Genomic DNA, 16475 nt, shown 5'->3' with positions numbered 1-16475 from the left:
TTTCCGTGACTCAGACTGCAACCGCAGCCAGCTGCCGCTGGCGATGGATAACCGCTTCAAGTACATGACGGCCATCGGGTTCGGGGAACACCGGGGTCATCATCAATGTCCAGGGCAGCTCGCGCCCTGGCCCGAACAGATTGAACACCGCCTGCGGCAGGCTGACCCCGAGGGGCAGCACCACAGCCAGCGAATAGCATTCGTAGTCCTGGTTCATGGCCACGCCTTCGCGCACGGACAACAGCCTGACCTTCAGGCCCTGCTCCGGTGAGAGCTGAAGCACGAAGCCTTCGGGGTCGGCCTCACGCAGTTCCTGCAGGCTGGGAATGGCAGCAATTGTCGGGTCGCTCATGAAACGTTCCTTGAGTCAGTGCGAGCGTCGCGGCGCAGCTTCAGGTAAACCCCGGAATCGCCACAGACGTAGAAGCCCAGACGGCCATACAGCCGCTGAGCGGGGTTATAGGATTCGACGAAGAGTTCAACTCTCAGGCCTTGCTCATCGGCCCGGCGCAATTGCGTTTCGATCAGGGCCGAGCCAATACCCCGGCCCTGGAACTCGCTGAGCAGGGTTATATCGATCACGTTGAGGGTGGTCGGCCCCCAGAACATATAAAGACGGCCAATCGGCCGCCCTTCAAGTTCGATGATCAATAATTCCCCATCGGCATAATGGGCTTGATAGTAATTATGCTGAGCATTGAATTGCTGGCTGAGAAATGCAGCGATCTGCTCGGCCGGCCAGCCGCTATGGGCCATCTCCTCGGCGCGCGAACCGGCATACAGGCGCTCGATAAAGGCCATATCGTCCGGATGCAGGGCACGGAGGGTCACAGCATGCTTCGACATCAATGCGAACATCCCTGTAGTCATGACTTTGCATGCTAGCTTTTATTGTGACGAGAGCCACGCTTACTTGCATGGCCAGTTGATATCAGCCTACCCCAACCGCCTTACAATCGCACGACTAAAATCCACTTTCTCTAACCCCGATCGCTGCCATACGTCGCCAGGCGGCGGACAACAGCGATTCGCCCTTTCCGTCCAGCACGACAAGGCCGCGAACAGGGTGTGAAAGCGGGTTCAATGCACTGTTTTCGAGCATGAACTGCGCACCATATTGCGCTTGCAACGGCTGCGCCCTCTTCTCTTCGTCACGGCGGATCGCAATCGGCCCGTGATGCTCGGAAATCAGCGCTTCCTGGTCGATATAGGCCACGCCATTGGCATCCACCGAGGCCAGGCTCACCGGCAGGGAATCGCGCAGTACGTCATCGGCGACGAAATGCCCGGCGGCACCCGGCGCCACCCGCCACAGATCGGCTTCGGCCAGGTAACCACGAAGGCGCAGGCCACCTTCTGCAATCTGCGCCAGCGGCAGGTCAGCACCGACCCAGCGACCGGCAACCAGGTTGTCCGCCAGGTCACGCACTGTCCCGCCATGGGGGGCACGCAGCACCAGGCGTTCGCGCTGGGCAGCCAGGCCACGGTACTCGGCCACGGCCTCGGCCAGGCGCTGCTCGAGGATGCCGCTGTCGGCGGCGGTTTCGCTGCGCGCGGACTGGCGCCGCAACTGCAACTGAAGAATCTCGATCTCGCGTCGACCGATCACCATGCGCGCTTCGAGGTCGGGCGACTCCAGGGTCATCAGCACCTGGCTGGCCTCGACCTGCTGACCATCCTTGACCAGCACCTCGCGAATCCGCGCCGACGCTGGCGCATGCAAGGCGCTTAAACGGGACGCTTCGAGCATCGCCGGCACTTCCACGCCGCTGCGCCACGGCACGATCAGCAAGGCCAGCACCCAGGCGAGACCGGCACCGAGCAACAGCACCTTGCGCGGCTGGGCCTTGTCCCGGTGCTGCCACCAATGCTGCCATTCGCGCCAGATTGGCAGGCCGATGAACCAGACCAGTTCGACCATCATCAGGAAGATGCCCAGCACCTTGAAGAACAGGTGATAGACCGCCAGGGCGATACCGAAGAACAGCGCCGCGCGCCAGATCCACGAGGCATAGCTCCAGCACAGCAGGCGCCGGCGCAGCTTCGGCGACCAGCGCTCGGGCATGGGCTCGCCATAACCGAAGAGCTTTTCCCGCAAGTGCCAACGCCCCAGGGCGAACCCGCGCCCCTGCAGGTTATCGACCCCCCACAGATCGCTGAGCAGGAAATAACCGTCAAAGCGCATCAGCGGATTGACGTTGATCGCCAAGGTGGTGATCCAGGTGGCGCTGGCCAGCATGAAGGCGGCGGTGCGCCCTGCCCCGTCCGGCAGCAGCGACCACGCCAGCAGGGCAATGCAGGCCAGGATCAGCTCGGCGAGCACGCCACCGGCGCCGATCAGCAGGCGGGTGCGGCGGTCCTGCACGCGCCAGGCATCGCTGACATCGGTATAGAGCATCGGCAACAGGACCATGAACGCCACGCCCATGCTCGGCACCCGGCAACCGGCGCGTTTGGCCATGTAGGCATGGCCGAATTCATGGCAGAGCTTGGCAAAGCCCAGGGCAATGGCGAAGGCCGCCATGCCGCCGAGGCTCAGCAGATGGGGGAAGGTCGCAAGAAAGCGCTCCCAGTCGCGCATCACCAGGAACAGGCCGGTCGGCAGCACGGCCGGCAGGCCATAGCGCAGCAGGTTACGGCCATGGCGCTCGAGCCAGGGCCAGGTGCGATTGAGAAAAGCGTCCGGGCGCCACAGCGGAACTCGGAAAAACAGGTATTTGTGCAGCAACTGGGTCCCGATGCCCTGGCGCTGGGCAGCTGCCTTGGCGGCATAGCTGGCGCGCTGTTCTTCATCCACCGCGCTGACCAGGTCATTCCCGCGCAGGAAGCGCAGCAACTCCTCCACCGCCGCGCCTGTCAAGGGTACGCCTGGCTCGGCATTGGCGGCGTTCAGCACCCGCTGCGGATCGCCCAGGGCCCAGTGGCGCAACAAGCGCATGGCCGGCGCACCGAGCTTGAAATAACGCCCGCGCAACGGATCGGCGAGCGTCCAGTTGGGCGAGCCGTCGAGCCCCGGTGCACCCGCCGAAAGCTGCAAGTCGGGGCGCAGCGCCGGCAGCATCACAGGCCCACCGCCTGGCGCAGGGCCGCCAGGGGCCGGCGCAGCAGATACAGGGCCAGCGGCGCGCGATCACCGAACACCTTGGCGGTGCCGCGCAGGCCGATGCGTGGTGGTGCGTTCTCGAAGCGGGCATCGAGGCGATAGGCGAGCTGCCCGGCCGGGGTGTTCTGCGCCTGGTAAGCGGCGCGCTCGAGTACGGCGCTGTGCCGGTGCAGCGGATCGCTGTCGAGGAACAGCGCGACTTCAGCGCCCTTCTCCAGACCAATGGCATCGGCAACCGGCAGTTCGATGCGCAGTTCGGCCTGGGCCGGGTTGGCGATTTCCATCAGGCGTTCGCCAGTGCGCAGCGGCTTGCCGATATAACGCTGGGCATCGGCGAACACGGCTATGCCGTCGCGCTCGGCACGCACGTCGGTGCGCGCCAGCAGATCACGGGCGTAATCACGCTCGGCACGCTTCTGCTCGACCCGGGCGGCCAGCAGATCGAGGCGCGCACTGGAGTCGCTATCGGAGAAGGCGCGCTGGGTGTTGGCCTTGAACTCCGCCTCGGCCACGCCCAGGGTACGTTCGGCGACATCGGCCTGGGCCTTGAGGGTGGTGGCATCGAAACGCACCAGCACCTCGCCGGCCTTGACCGGCTGATTCGGCTTGACCAGAACATCGGCGACCACACCATCCAGCGGCGCGGCGACCACCTGCCCATTGCGCGGCGCCACTTCGGCCGGGGCCAACACCGACTGGCGCACCGGCACCAGCAGCACCAGCAACAGTGCTGCAGCCAAGGCCCAGCGGGCCCGTGCCGGCCAACGCAGGCGCCACGGCTTGCCAGGCTGCAGGGCAAGCCATGCGTGGCTGTAACAGTCACCGAGTTGCGCCAGCAACGCTTGTTCTGCCTCGGTCCAGGGCATGTCGCGGGCCAGCCAGAGCCCACCGAAGACCTCGCCCTGGCGGTCCTTCAACGGCAGCCAGAAACCATGCGCCGCGGACAGCGCCTGCCAGTCATCACGGCAGGCCTGGTCCAGGTCCTGCGCAGGCACGATCCCCGGCAGGGCAAAACGCTCGCCAGCCGCCAGCGCCTTGGCCACCCGCTCAACGAACACCACGAACGGCGCGTTCGGTTCGACCGCGCTGACAGCGGTCAGCGCGCGGACCTTGCCAGCGATCAACAGTGCCCCATGGCGGTAGCCGAACAGCGGCTGACTGTCGTTGACCATGCTGAAAGCCAGCTCTTCCACCGAGGGCGCAGACCGGGCCTGGCGTTCGAGCTTCAGGTAATGGGCCAGCAGTTGCTCGAGTGCACCAGGAACGGGAGCGTTCATTTGCGCTCCGCAAAGTGCGCCGTACCGCTCATGCCAGACAGCAGGCCCGACGTATTGGCCGGCACATTGGCAATCAGCAGCAAGGTCTGACTGCCCTCGTCGATGCGCGCACCCAGCCGCTTGATCACCGCATCGATCGGCTTGCCGGTCTCGTCGGGAACAAAGCTGAACGTCTGCTCAGGCTTGAGTTTGCCCAGCCAGTTCGATGGCACCAACAGGTGGATTTCCAGCGAGCGATTGTCGACGATTTCCAACAGGGGTGCGCCGCTGGCCACGCTTTCGTGGGGCTGGACCCGCCGCTGCACCACCTGGCCATCGTAAGGTGCCTTGATCTGGCAGCGCTGTACCTGCACCTGGTAAACCTGGGCTTCGGCCTGGGCCTGGGCCTGGCGCGCTTCAGCCAGGGACACTTCGAACTTGCCAACCGAGTTCAGCGCCGCCAGTTGCTGTTTGTTGCGCAACTCTTCACGGGTCGCTCGCACGGCGGCGGCCGAGGCATTGGCCTGCGCCTGATAGGCACTGCAATCGAAGCGCACCAGCACATCGCCCTTGCTGAACGACTGACCTTCGCTGAAGGGGATCTCCGTGACCCGACCGGACAGCTCGCTGGCCAATACGGCCTGGGAGCGGGCGCGGAGCACGCCGCGCACTTCACTGCCGCCGCTGGAGGTGGCGCCATCGAGCAATGGATCGCTCTCGGTCGCGGCCTGTGCAACACCTGCCATCAAGGCCAACGCCGCCCACCACACTGCCTGCTTCATCGTGGAACATCCCTGTCGAAGATCTGCATTATTGTTTGCATCAGAGTATCGGCTGCTGTCCACGGAACGTGAACGCCGTCTATCACTGTGGGCCGCTACTTTTCGAGGCCCTGCAGTGGGGGGAAGGCTCCAGGCTCGGAACACGGTAAAACGAGAACAGCGTCACAAACCCGACATCCGAATGGATGGCCGAATGCTATCAATGTTTTTCATCTGCCGGAAGCGCCTCGCTCATCCGCGCTGCGCGGTTTCCAACCTCAGCGGCGCCCCCCTGGCCTACTGCCCCTGACCGCGATAGCTGCGTGGCGTCATGCCCAGCTGCTTTTTGAAGGTCTTGGAGAAATGCGCGGAATCGGCGAAGCCCCAGCGGGTGCCGATGTCGGTGATCGAGCGATGCCCATAGGCCGGGTTGCGCAAGTCCTGGGCGGCCTTGAGCAGCCGTTCGCGCAGGATGTAACGGCAGACGCTGTCGCCGCTGGCCTCGAACAGGCGATACAGCTGCCGGCTGGAAATGCCCAGCTCCTCGGCCAGGGCCACCGGCGTCAGGCGCGGCGAGTCCAGCCGCTGCTGGATCAGCGACTGCACTTCGTGCAGGTGCAGGCCGGGCGAACTGTCGCGCGCCCGGTATTCCAGCACCGAACCGAGCAACCCCACCAGCGCAGCCTGCAGCCCGTCACCGTCTTCGGCGCAGGCCCACTGTTCGAGTTCGCCTTCGGCCACCTGGCGCACCATTGTCGCCAGCAATTGCCCGCACGCGCCGGCGGTGGACAGCTTGCCGAAACGGCTGGCATCGAGGTTCTTCAGGCGCTCGCGGGGCATGTGGATGGACACGTGGGAGAACAGCCCGCGGGGGATCATCTTCATCGCCTGCGCCGAATCCAGCAGCGCCATGTCACCTTCGCGCAGTTCCATCACCCGGTCGCCCAGCTCGATGGACATTTCCCCTTGCTGCTGTAACACAAGGAAACAATGTGAATCGCCATCACGCCCCGCCTCGCGCTCCGAACGGGCGATCGCATGGGCATTGCTACGGATGTGGGCGACCTGCGTGGTGCCCAGCAGCGAGGGGCGCAAGTCGCCGATGAAAAGGCTCTGGCACTGGTCGTAGCGGGTTTCGAAGCGCCCACATACCGCGTGGACACGCTCGTTCCAGACAGACATCGCTTGACCGTTCATGAACCACCTCTATCGGGAGCACGCGCCATATTAGTGCAATATTCACGTGATTTTGGGTAACAAAAAGACGGATGAACTAAGCGCAAGCACATACCGCGCCACATTGCCCATTGCGGCCTGCGGGCGAGCTTTCGTTGCGTGTAACGCAACAACATTGATCCGCCCGGTCATTGAGCGCCTGGCCCGCTGCCCCTTAGCGTTCCTCATCTTTTAGCCAGGAGCTACGCTTGATGTCCTACCACTACGAACTGCTGCGCTTTACCTTGCGCGTGCGCACACCCAGCCAGGCCCTGCCCCGCCTACAGGAGGCCTTGCAAGCCGCCATCGAGGGCGTCGAGCTGATCGGCTGCTGGGTTTCCGAGATCGGCCCGCAGAACACCATTGCCGTGCTGCGCCGCTTTGCCAGCGTCGAGGTCCAGGCAGCCGAACGCGAGCGCGTGCTGCTGGCCAGTGATGCTTTCGGCATCGGTGAGTTCGTGCTTGAACAGCACATGGATGACTACCGTCTGTTCACATTCCTTGAGCCGCTGGCCCCCGGCAAGCACGGGCCATTCTACGAGCTGCGCGAGTACGACCTGGTCACCTCCGGCCTGGCACCGACCCTGGCCGGCTGGCGCAAGGCGGTCGGGCCGCGCACGGGGGAGCCGTATTCGCCGGTGTATGCGGCGTTCTACGCCACCAATGGCAGGCTGCCGCGCTACCTGCACATCTGGCCCTACGCCAGCCTGGAGCAGCGCCTGGATGTGCGCACCCGCGCCGTCAGCGACGGGGTATGGCCGCCGGAGAATTCTGCCGCGCAGCTGCAGAAGATGAACTCGGTGGTCTACCTGCCAGCGGCCTTTTCACCGCTGCGCTGACGCTGCACCCGGCGCAACAGCCGGTCGATGGCGGCCATGGCCGGGGCGCGTACGCCCTGGCGCCGGGCATGGCCCAGCAACGCGCCGGACAGCGCATCGATCTCCATGCGCCTGCCGTGTTCGAGGTCCTGGAGCATGGAGGGCTTGTGCCCGGCGTGCACGACGAACGCCTCCTCCACCGCCAGCACAACGCGCTGCGGGTCCAGCGCCACGCCCACCGACGCGGCGATGGAGGCCGCCTCGGCAACCAGTGCCAACGCCACCTCGCGGCCGCGCGCGCAACGGCCTAGCTCGCCCACGTTGTTCCCCGTCAGGGCACACAGCGAGTTCAGCGCCGTGTTGAAGGCGACCTTCTCCCAGAGGCTCACCTCGATATCCGGGTCTTCGATGCAGCGCATGCCGCCACGGCGCAAGCCATCGATCAGTGCCTGCAACGGCCCGGCCTGCCCTGCCCCAGGCAACAGCCCGCGCAAGCGCACCTCGCCACCGCCGCAACTGCGCACGCTGCCGGGCGCCAGCACATCGGCCGGATAGAGGGTCATGCCCATCGCCAGGCAACGGTCTGCCACGAACTCGCGCAGCACCGGCACGCTGTCCAGGCCGTTCTGCAACGTCAGCACCAATGTCTGCTGGCCGAGCAGATGCCGACTGGCCTGCATGGCCTGGCGAGCGTGGTAACTCTTGGTCAGCATCAGCAAGGCATCGAACTCGCCCTGCAGCTGCTCGGCCCGTGCCACCCGAGGCCAGTAAACCCGCGTTCCCTGTTCGTCCTCCAGGCGCAGGCCATCGGTGTGCAGGGCTTCGAGCAGCCGCTCATCGACATCCACCAGGGTCACTTCGGCGCCGGCATCGAGCAACCTGGCGGCAAACAGGCTGCCCATGGCCCCTGCCCCGATCACTGCAATCTTCATGCTTGGTTTCGTCCTTAGTCGCGTGAAATGAAAAAGCTCGCCGAGTCATCCCCAGCGAGCTTTTTCTACCCAGGTTGCATCCATCACAGCTTCGGCAAGGTCACCGCGTCGCCCATCGGCTCACGCTTCCCCGCCTGCTGCGAACGCAGCACGGCAGCACCGTAGATCGCCAGCACGCTGATCGAGCAAGCACCGGAGAACAGCAGCACCGCGGTGTAGCCGTAGGTTTCGATCAGCAGGCCACCGACTGCCGGCCCCACCGCCGCGCCGACCGACAGGCACAGCGCCCCCAAGGCCACCAGCCGGCCCGACAGGTCGAACTCGGCCATCACGCCAAAGGTGTAGGCCAGCACGAAGCTGATCGAGAACAGGAAGCACATTACCCCGGCCACGTAGGTGGTCAGCGAGTCGAACTGTGCCAGCAGCACCAGGCCCGCCACCTCGGCCGCGATGATCACTGCCACCGGCAGGAAGCGCCCGGCCTTCAGGCCGACCGACGAGGCGATGAAGCCGCCGCCGGCATTGATGATGAAGCCCAGCGCCAGCACCGAGCCGATGGTGTCCGAAGACAGGCCGCTCTTCTTGCCCATCAGTTCAAGGAAGGCCCACACCGACATGATGCCGGTCAGGAACACCAGGCTGGCGAGCAGGCTCAGCCAGGCAATGGTCCGGCTCTCGCGGCACACCACCGGCGCCCCGCCAGCACGCGCCTCAAGCTGCCGCGCACTGCGGCTCGGCACCCACGGCAAAGGCGCTACCCCCATCAGCAACATGCTGATCACCAGTGTCACCAGCATGCCCTGGAAGCCCCACTGCGGTGCCACCGCCACCGGCAGCACGATCAGCAGCAAGGCGCCGGGCACGGTCTCCATGCCCAGCTTGAAACCGAAGGCCCGCTCAGGTTGCGCGCTGTCGCCGAAGATGCTCATCGCCAGGGCGTACAGCGAACCGGTGCCGGCCCCGGCCAGGGCCATCAGCAGCATCAGCGCCTCGTAGCTGGGGTTACCCAGCATCGCCGCCAGCGCAGCCGCCACCAGTAGCGAAGACAAAGTAGAAATGACCCGCCAGCTCAAGCGCTGGATCCACAGCAGCGAGGCCAGGCCGAGCACCCCGAAGCCGAGGTTCATGGCCATGGCCAGGCTGCCCAGCTGCTGTTCGCCATAACCGAACTGCTCGGCCAGGGCACCGAACAACACCGGCAACACATTGAGCAACAGGGCCCCACCAGCGGAAACCAGGCCGGCGCAGATGTACACGGAAGTCTTGTCAATCGGATTGGATGTTGTTGTTTTCATGGATTGATCCTGGATGGATGTGCTGGTTTACAGCGGTGTGACACGACCGTCCCTGGCTGATGCCTTGTGACCCCCACAGTGTGCAACGCCCGGAGGCCCGCAGCATGTACCCCTTTGCCGGGCTTTTGGTCATGGCTGCCAGCTGTGCAGCAGCGCGAATTCCGCTGAAATCGCGCAAAGCCGCAGGCTAGACAGCGCGGATAGCCATGGCCGCAGACACCCCGTGATTCCTGACCAATTTGGGATAGCCGCCCGCCCTGGCGCATTCCTAACATCGGCGCCGTCGGCAGCAGTCTTCGCTGCCGGCCCTCTTCCTCCGCCCCGAGATGAGCCATGACGACAACTACAAAAATCGACTTTCTCTACCTGTCCGAGCAGGACATGATCCGCGCCGGCGTCACCGACATGCTGGCCTGCGTGAACACCATGGAGCAGATGTTCGCCCTGCTCCACCACGGCGACTACCGCATGGCCGGGCCGAACAGCGACTCCCACGGCGCGATGATCACCTTCCCCAAGGACTCGCCCTTCCCCAACATGCCCAAGCCCACGGCCGACCGCCGCATGATGGCGATGCCTGCCTACCTGGGCGGCGACTTCTGCACCGCCGGCGTCAAGTGGTACGGCTCCAACATCGCCAACCGCGAAAAGGGCCTGCCGCGTTCGATCCTGATGTTCACCCTCAATGACCCGGACACCGGCGCCCCCCTGGCGCACATGTCGGCCAACCTGCTGTCGGCCTACCGCACCGGCGCCATCCCCGGTGTCGGCGCACGCCACCTGGCCCGCCGCGACTCGCGGGTGATCGGCCTGCTGGGCCCCGGCGTGATGGGCAAGACCACCGTGGCCGCGTTCATGGCCGTGTGCCCGCAAGTCGATACCCTCAAGCTCAAGGGCCGCGGCCAGAAGAGCCTGGACGACTTCATCAGCTGGGTAGGCGAAACCTACCCGCAGATCACCACCATCGAAGTGGTCGACAGCATCGAGGAGGTGGTACGCGGTTCGGACCTGGTGACCTACTGCACCTCCGGCGAAACCGGTGACCCTTCCACCTATCCGCTGGTGAAGCGCGAATGGGTCAAGCCCGGCGCGTTTCTCGCCATGCCCGCCGGCTGCAGCATCGACGCCGGCATGGAGCAGGCCGACGTACGCAAGGTGGTCGACAACACCGGCCTGTATGAGGCCTGGTTCGAGGAGCTGCCCAAGCCTGCGCACAACCATGTGCCGCTGGTGGGCGTGCGGTTCATGGACATGATCGCCGAAGGCAGCCTGCCGGCCGAGCAGCTGGAAGACATCGGCAAGATCGTCGCAGGCGTAGCCCCCGGCCGCAGCAACGACGAAGAGATCATCATCATGTCGGTGGGCGGCATGCCGGTCGAGGACGTGGCCTGGGGCACGGTGGTGTACCGCCAGGCGCTGGAGCGCGGCGTCGGCGTGCGCCTCAACCTGTGGGAAAGCCCGGCGCTGAGCTGATCCATCCCTCCAACCCTCAAGGACAATGCCATGCTGCAGATCACCAAACTCAAGACCGGATCGAAATACGAGACCCTGGGCAGCTATTCGCGCCTGGTGGCCGTGGACGACTGGATCTTCGTGTCCAACACCGCCGGGCGCAACCCGGCGACTGGCGAAATCCCCGAAGACCTCGAGGCCCAGACCCGCCAGGTGCTCGCCAACATCGAAGCGGCGCTGAATGCCGTGGATGCGACCCTGGCCGACGTAGTCTGCTCACGGGTGTTCATCCAGAGGCCTGAGGATGTCGCCAGCGTGATGACCATCGTCGGCGAAGTGTTTCGCGGCATCGACCCGGCCAGCACGGTCACTTGCCCGCCCCTGGGCGCGACGGTGTACCGGGTGGAACTGGAGGTGACCGCCTACCGCGGAGCCTCCCGCGCCACCACCCAGCTGATCGACCTGTCGCGCTAGCCCGCCTTCGAGGAGAACCGTCCATGTCCCCTGTCATCGCGCCGGTGCACTGCGCAAACACGCCACCCAGCGCCACCACCGTGGTCATCATCGGCGGCGGCATCGTCGGCCTCACCGCTGCCCTGACCCTCGCCGAGCGCAACATCCCGGTGGTGGTACTGGAGAAAGGCCGCATCGCCGGCGAGCAGTCATCGCGCAACCTCGGCTGGGTGCGCAAGACCAGCCGCCACCGCGAGGACCTGCCCCTGGCCCTGGCCGCAGACCGGTTGTGGGCGCAAATGCCCGCCCGGGTCGGGCGCGAGGTCGGCTACCGGCAGGCGGGCATTCTGTTTGCCGCCCGGGAACCCGGGCAAATGGCGATGCACGAGGCCTGGCTGAAGTCGGTAGACGGCCTGCCGGTCGGTTCGCGCCTGCTGAGCAACGCCGAAATCGCCCAGCGCGTGCCAGGTGGGCAGGCCACCTGGGCCGGTGGCATCTTCACCGAAAGCGACGGCCGTGCTGAGCCAACCCTGGCCAGCAGTGCCATCGCCCAGGCGGCCATGGCCCGTGGCGCGGTGATCGTCGAGAACTGTGCGGTGCGCAGCGTAACCACCGCCGCCGGGCGCATCGACGGTGTGGTGACCGAGCACGGCGAGATCCGCTGCGAGCAGGTGCTGCTGGCCGGTGGCTTGTGGTCGCGGCGCCTGCTGGGCAACCACGGGGTCGCCTTGCCGACCTTGCCGCTGAACTGTTCGGTGCTGCGCACGGCGCCCATGGAAGGCCCTACCGACATCGCCGTGGGCGGCCCGGATTTCTCGTTCCGCAAGCATATGGACGGTGGTTTCATCATCACCCAACGGGGTGCCCTCGATGCCCACCTGACCCTCGATCATGCCTTGCTCGGGCGACGCTACCTGCCGCAGTTCCGTGCACAGCGGGGTTTGCTGCGGGTATCGTTCGGCAAGCCGTTTTTCAAGGACCTGGCATTGGCACGGCGCTGGTCACCTGCTGCGGTGTCGCCGTTCGAGCGCATCCGCACCCAGAACCCCGACGCCAACCCGGCGTTGAACCAGGAGGCGCTGGACAACCTCAGGGCGGCCTGGCCGGTGTTCAAGCAGGCGCGCATCGAGCAGGCATGGGCCGGCACCATCGATGTGACGCCAGACTCGCTACCGGTGATCGGGCACGTTCAGCAGCTGCCAGGGATGGTGCTGGCGACCGGTTTCTCCGGCCACGGCTTCGGTACTTCGCCCGCAGCCGGGCAGCTGGCGGCAGACCTGGTCGATGGCAGTACCCCGCTGGTCGACCCCTCGCCTTACCGCCTGGAACGCTTTGCCTGAACCACGCTGTCCTGGCGAGCGGTGTGTGACGGCAGTTCACCGAACAGCGCGCGGTAGGCGCCGGAGAAATGCCCGAGGTGGGTAAAGCCCAGGTCGCTGGCCACCCGGGCAACGGTGAACTGCTCGGCGGCGGTGCACTGCAGCCGTTGCCGCACGGCATTCAGGCGCACCGCACGCAGGTACTCGACCGGGCTCAGGCCGGTGACCCCGAGGAAACTGCGCTGCAAGGTGCTGCGGCTGACATCCAGGCGCTCGCAGATCTGCAACACCGACAACGGCTCGTCCAGGCAATCCAGGGCCATCTGGTGCGCCTGGCGGACCAGGTAGGCGCTGACCGCAACATTCCCTCCTCGCCCCGCGCCACCTTGGCTGACCTGGTCCAGCAGCACCAGCATGCACTCCAGCAACAAGTCTTCGAGCTGCGCTTCCACCAGCGCTTCGCCCTGCAGCGCCGCATCGATCAGGCCCTGCAACTGCGAACGTACGGCACCGAGAAAGGCCGGGCTGACGTTCAGCCGAGTGGCCCTGTTCAATGCCCGCAGTTCCTGGGCGCTGAACTCGCGCTCGGCCAATTGTTCCAGACGATCGGCATCGACACTCACCGCCAGCAGGTCCATGCCTTCGGGCGCATGGACGAAAAACTCCTGACCACTGTGAAGAAGCGTGACATCCGCGCTACCCACGCTGCTGCCCTGGAATACCCCGGCCCCCGCACTGCCGGCGGGTAGCGCCAGGCAAAAGCGCCGCGCCGGCGCCGCCCCGTGCTGGACCACGCGCTTGTCCAGGCATTCACGAAAGATCTGGAAGCGTTCGGCGGTGAGGTGCGTGAGCTCGGTGTGTGCACTGCCGGCGCTGATCTGGTCGTAGGTCTGCTGCCAGCCGAGGATCGCGCTGGCATGGGTGTTGACGTCATTGAAGCGGTGGCGTTGGGCGTGCATGGCGGGACTGTTACCTCGATTGCATGCGCCCTACGAAAGCAAGGAATGGGCCACTCGGTCGCAGAGGCAGATTGACGCACCCTCAACCTCGGCCATACAATCTGTATACACATTGTATTCTTCAAATAAGAATCAATGCGCTTCAAGGATTTACCGCAATCACCTTTGACTGAGATGGATGTAAATGGCAGTTACCCGCAGGAAAGTACTTATTGGTGCCGGCGTCGGCGCAGGCGTTGTCGCAGCAGGTGGCGCAGCCACGCTGCTCAATGACGGAATCCCGGCCGACCCGGCCTCGCTGGTGCGCGTCGATGCGCTGCCACGTGACGATTCGTCCCCTGGCTGGTTCCACACCAGCCGCGTGCGTCAGCCTAAAGCCCCGCTGATCGGTGATGACCAGGCGCCATGGGTGGTGATCGGTGGCGGCTTCACCGGCCTTGCCGCTGCACGCCAGCTGGCCCTGAACTTCCCTCAGGACAAGGTGATCCTGGTGGAAGCCCAGCAGGTCGGCTTCGGCACCTCCGGCCGCAACGCCGGCTTCCTGATCGACGTGCCCCACGACATCGGCGCGCCGGACTACATCGGCGACAAGGCCAACGCCAAGAACATCCTGCACTTGAACCAGCGCGGCCAGGGCATCCTTCGTGACCTGGTCGAGCAGCACAACATCGTCGACGCCCACCTGCGCCACTCCGGCAAATACCAGGCAGCCATCGAAGACAAAGGCATCGCCGTGCTCAACGCCTACCGTGGCGGCCTGGAAGCCCTGGGCGAAAAGGTCGAGCTGATCGAAGGCAACGAGCTGAAGGACCACATCGGTACCTCGTTCTACCGCAAGGCGCTGTACACCCCGGGCACCATGCTGGTGCAGCCTTCGGCACTGGTCAAAGGCCTGGCCGACAGCCTGCCGGAGAACGTCACGCTGTATGAAGACACGGTGATCACCGCGGTCGATTACGGTCAGAAGATCGTGCTGCATCACCCGACCGGGCGCATCACCGCCGGCAAGCTGATCCTCGGCAACAACCACTTCGGCCAGCATTTCGGCTTCCTTCAGAACCGCATGCTGCCGATCTTCACCTACGGCAGCCTGACCCGCCCGCTGACCCCGGCCGAACAGGCCAGCATCGGTGGCCAGGAGTTCTGGGGCGTGATCCCGGCTGACCCGTTCGGTTCGACCTTGCGTCGTACCCACGACAACCGCATCCTGGTGCGCAACAGCTTCAGCTTCAACCCTGACGGCCGCTCCAAGGATGGCTACACCGACAAGGTGCGTGCTTCCCACCGGCTGTCGTTCGAACGCCGCTTCCCGACACTCACCGAAGTGCCGTTCGAGCACACCTGGGGCGGTGGCCTGGGCATGACCCGCAACGGCGCCGGCTTCTTCGGCGAACTGCGCGAGAACGTGTATGGCGCACTGGCCTGCAACGGCCTGGGCACCGTGCGCGGCACCGCCACCGGCACCCTGCTGGCGAACATGCTGGCGGGCAAGATGGAGCCGCTGACCGAGTTCCTGCTGAGCGCACCGAAGCCCAACTGGAACCCGCCACAGCCCGTGCTGTCGATGGGCGTCAACTTCACCCTGCGCACCGGCCAGGCCAAGGCTGGCCTGGAAGCCTGACCCGGCAGGCTGGCGCTTCGCGCGCCAGCCTCTCTCCTCCCTGACAATAGAGAACACCATGGGCATTTTTGACTGGAAACACTGGATCGTCCTGCTGGCCGTCGTGGTCCTGGTCTTCGGCACCAAGAAGCTGAAGAACCTCGGCGGTGACCTGGGCGAATCAATCAAGGGCTTTCGCAAGGCCATGAGCGATGAAGAGAAAACCCCGGCCGCACCGATACCCGCACCGCAGCAACAAAGCAGCGCGCAGCCGCAGCAGAACGCCTGAAGCATGTTCGGTATCAGCTTCAGCGAGCTGTTGCTGGTTGGCCTGGTGGCCTTGCTGGTGCTCGGCCCCGAGCGCCTGCCCAGTGCCGCGCGTACTGCGGGGTTGTGGATCGGGCGCCTGAAACGCAGCCTCAACGCAATCAAGCACGAATTCGAACGCGAGATCGCTGCCAGCGACATCCACCACCCGCCGCACAACACGCAAAGCCTGCATCCGCCTGCCACGCCCGAACCGCCCCAACCGCCGCGAGCCCCATGAGCGAAACAATCGAACACGACCAGGCCATGCCGCTGGTCTCACACCTGACCGAATTGCGTACCCGCCTGCTGCGCTGCGTGGCGGTCATCTTGCTGATCTTTGCCGGGCTGTTCTCCTTCGCCCAGCAGATCTACACCTTGGTCTCGGCGCCGCTGCGCGACCATATGCCGGCCAATGCGACGATGATCGCCACCGACGTGGCCTCACCGTTCCTCACGCCGTTCAAACTGACCATGATCGTTTCGCTGTTCCTGGCGATCCCGTTCATCCTCCAGCAGATCTGGGGCTTCATCGCGCCGGGGCTGTACCGCCAGGAAAAACGCATCGCCGTACCGTTGCTGGTGTCGAGCATCCTGCTGTTCTACGCCGGCATGGCCTTTGCCTATTTCCTGGTGTTCCCGCTGATGTTCAGCTTCTTCGCCAAAGCCACGCCAGAAGGCGTGGCGATGATGACCGACATCGCCAACTACCTCGACTTCGTCATGACGCTGTTCTTTGCCTTTGGCGTCGCCTTCGAGATCCCGGTGGCCGTGGTGCTGCTGGTGTGGATCGGCGTGGTCGACGTGAAGTACCTGAAGAAGGTCCGCCCGTACGTGGTCATCGGCTGCTTCGTAGTCGGCATGATCCTCACCCCGCCGGACATCTTCTCGCAAACGCTGCTCGCCGTACCCATGTGGCTGTTGTTCGAGATAGGCGTGCTGTGTGGCGGCCTGGTCCGCAAGCAGCCTCAGGATATTTGTACAAAATAATTTTGCTGTATAGATT

The 16475-nt window shown here is 65.0% G+C and carries 15 protein-coding genes and 3 pseudogenes; 8 read left to right on the top strand and 10 right to left on the bottom strand.

The features are described 5' to 3' along the window. Window positions 1-10 precede the first annotated feature (10 nt). The 7 genes and pseudogenes from N430_RS20365 to feaR all read right to left on the bottom strand — a co-directional run bounded on the left by N430_RS20365 (window position 11) and on the right by feaR (window position 6317). Entirely contained in the window at window positions 11-352 is a 342-nt protein-coding gene (locus N430_RS20365; protein ID WP_110634769.1) for a hypothetical protein, read from the bottom strand. After that, window positions 349-858, bottom strand: a complete 510-nt coding sequence (locus tag N430_RS20360; protein WP_256592156.1) for a GNAT family N-acetyltransferase — start codon at window positions 856-858, stop codon at window positions 349-351. Before N430_RS20360 ends, N430_RS20365 begins: the two co-directional genes overlap by 4 nt. Window positions 859-964: 106 nt before the next feature. Beyond that, window positions 965-3064 carry an HlyD family efflux transporter periplasmic adaptor subunit gene (locus N430_RS20355; protein ID WP_178083402.1) on the bottom strand — a complete coding sequence of 700 codons (2100 nt, stop codon included), beginning with the start codon at window positions 3062-3064 and terminating at the stop codon, window positions 965-967. Then, window positions 3061-4065, bottom strand: a pseudogene (locus N430_RS20350) (efflux RND transporter periplasmic adaptor subunit); the annotation flags it as partial. The pseudogene N430_RS20350 and the gene N430_RS20355, both read right to left, overlap by 4 nt. An 80-nt stretch (window positions 4066-4145) precedes the next feature. Next, a pseudogene (locus tag N430_RS30045) lies at window positions 4146-4380 on the bottom strand (HlyD family secretion protein); the annotation flags it as partial. Next, window positions 4377-5141: an efflux RND transporter periplasmic adaptor subunit gene (locus N430_RS20345; protein ID WP_110634760.1), complete on the bottom strand. Its 765-nt coding sequence runs from the start codon at window positions 5139-5141 to the stop codon at window positions 4377-4379. The pseudogene N430_RS30045 and the gene N430_RS20345, both read right to left, overlap by 4 nt. Before the next feature lie 276 nt (window positions 5142-5417). Further along, window positions 5418-6317 (bottom strand): transcriptional regulator FeaR, encoded by a 900-nt coding sequence (feaR, locus tag N430_RS20340; RefSeq protein WP_110634757.1) that lies wholly within the window; start codon window positions 6315-6317, stop codon window positions 5418-5420. 230 nt (window positions 6318-6547) lie between these two features. Here feaR and N430_RS20335 point away from each other — a divergent pair, with 230 nt between their 5' ends. Beyond that, window positions 6548-7174, top strand: a complete 627-nt coding sequence (locus tag N430_RS20335; RefSeq protein ID WP_110634754.1) for an NIPSNAP family protein — start codon at window positions 6548-6550, stop codon at window positions 7172-7174. On the opposite strand, the gene N430_RS20330 is transcribed toward N430_RS20335, so the two are convergent. Next, on the bottom strand, window positions 7141-8085 hold the full coding sequence (locus N430_RS20330) for a ketopantoate reductase family protein (RefSeq protein WP_110634751.1): 945 nt from the start codon (window positions 8083-8085) through the stop codon (window positions 7141-7143). The two genes, N430_RS20335 and N430_RS20330, sit on opposite strands and share 34 nt — an antisense overlap. Window positions 8086-8168: 83 nt before the next feature. Beyond that, window positions 8169-9380, bottom strand: a complete 1212-nt coding sequence (locus tag N430_RS20325; RefSeq protein ID WP_110634748.1) for an MFS transporter — start codon at window positions 9378-9380, stop codon at window positions 8169-8171. 333 nt (window positions 9381-9713) lie between these two features. Between N430_RS20325 and N430_RS20320 the strand changes: the two genes are divergently transcribed. From N430_RS20320 to N430_RS20310, 3 genes are read left to right on the top strand one after another with little or no spacing between them, the layout of a single operon-like run. Continuing rightward, window positions 9714-10853, top strand: a complete 1140-nt coding sequence (locus N430_RS20320; protein ID WP_110634745.1) for a tyramine oxidase subunit B — start codon at window positions 9714-9716, stop codon at window positions 10851-10853. Between the two features lie 30 nt (window positions 10854-10883). Further along, on the top strand, window positions 10884-11306 hold the full coding sequence (locus N430_RS20315; protein WP_110634742.1) for a Rid family hydrolase: 423 nt from the start codon (window positions 10884-10886) through the stop codon (window positions 11304-11306). Window positions 11307-11329: 23 nt separating this feature from the next. After that, entirely contained in the window at window positions 11330-12625 is a 1296-nt protein-coding gene (locus N430_RS20310) for an FAD-binding oxidoreductase (RefSeq protein ID WP_110634739.1), read from the top strand. On the opposite strand, the gene N430_RS20305 is transcribed toward N430_RS20310, so the two are convergent. Continuing rightward, window positions 12601-13563 (bottom strand): helix-turn-helix domain-containing protein, encoded by a 963-nt coding sequence (locus tag N430_RS20305; protein WP_110634735.1) that lies wholly within the window; start codon window positions 13561-13563, stop codon window positions 12601-12603. The two genes, N430_RS20310 and N430_RS20305, sit on opposite strands and share 25 nt — an antisense overlap. 298 nt (window positions 13564-13861) lie before the next feature. Between N430_RS20305 and N430_RS20300 the strand changes: the two genes are divergently transcribed. The 4 genes and pseudogenes from N430_RS20300 to tatC all read left to right on the top strand — a co-directional run bounded on the left by N430_RS20300 (window position 13862) and on the right by tatC (window position 16459). After that, window positions 13862-15184 (top strand): FAD-binding oxidoreductase, encoded by a 1323-nt coding sequence (locus N430_RS20300; protein ID WP_165837371.1) that lies wholly within the window; start codon window positions 13862-13864, stop codon window positions 15182-15184. 58 nt (window positions 15185-15242) lie between these two features. Then, window positions 15243-15452: a twin-arginine translocase TatA/TatE family subunit gene (locus tag N430_RS20295; RefSeq protein ID WP_110634729.1), complete on the top strand. Its 210-nt coding sequence runs from the start codon at window positions 15243-15245 to the stop codon at window positions 15450-15452. Window positions 15453-15455: 3 nt separating this feature from the next. Then, a pseudogene (gene tatB, locus N430_RS20290) lies at window positions 15456-15704 on the top strand (Sec-independent protein translocase protein TatB); the annotation flags it as partial. 2 nt (window positions 15705-15706) lie between these two features. Further along, window positions 15707-16459, top strand: a complete 753-nt coding sequence (tatC, locus tag N430_RS20285) for a twin-arginine translocase subunit TatC (RefSeq protein WP_110634723.1) — start codon at window positions 15707-15709, stop codon at window positions 16457-16459. Window positions 16460-16475 lie beyond the last annotated feature (16 nt).

This window comes from Pseudomonas sp. CC120222-01a (genome assembly GCF_003097235.1).
Taxonomy (GTDB): Bacteria; Pseudomonadota; Gammaproteobacteria; order Pseudomonadales; family Pseudomonadaceae; genus Aquipseudomonas.
Note: the sequence above shows the minus strand (reverse complement) of the source record. Positions and strands in the feature narration are given on the sequence as shown.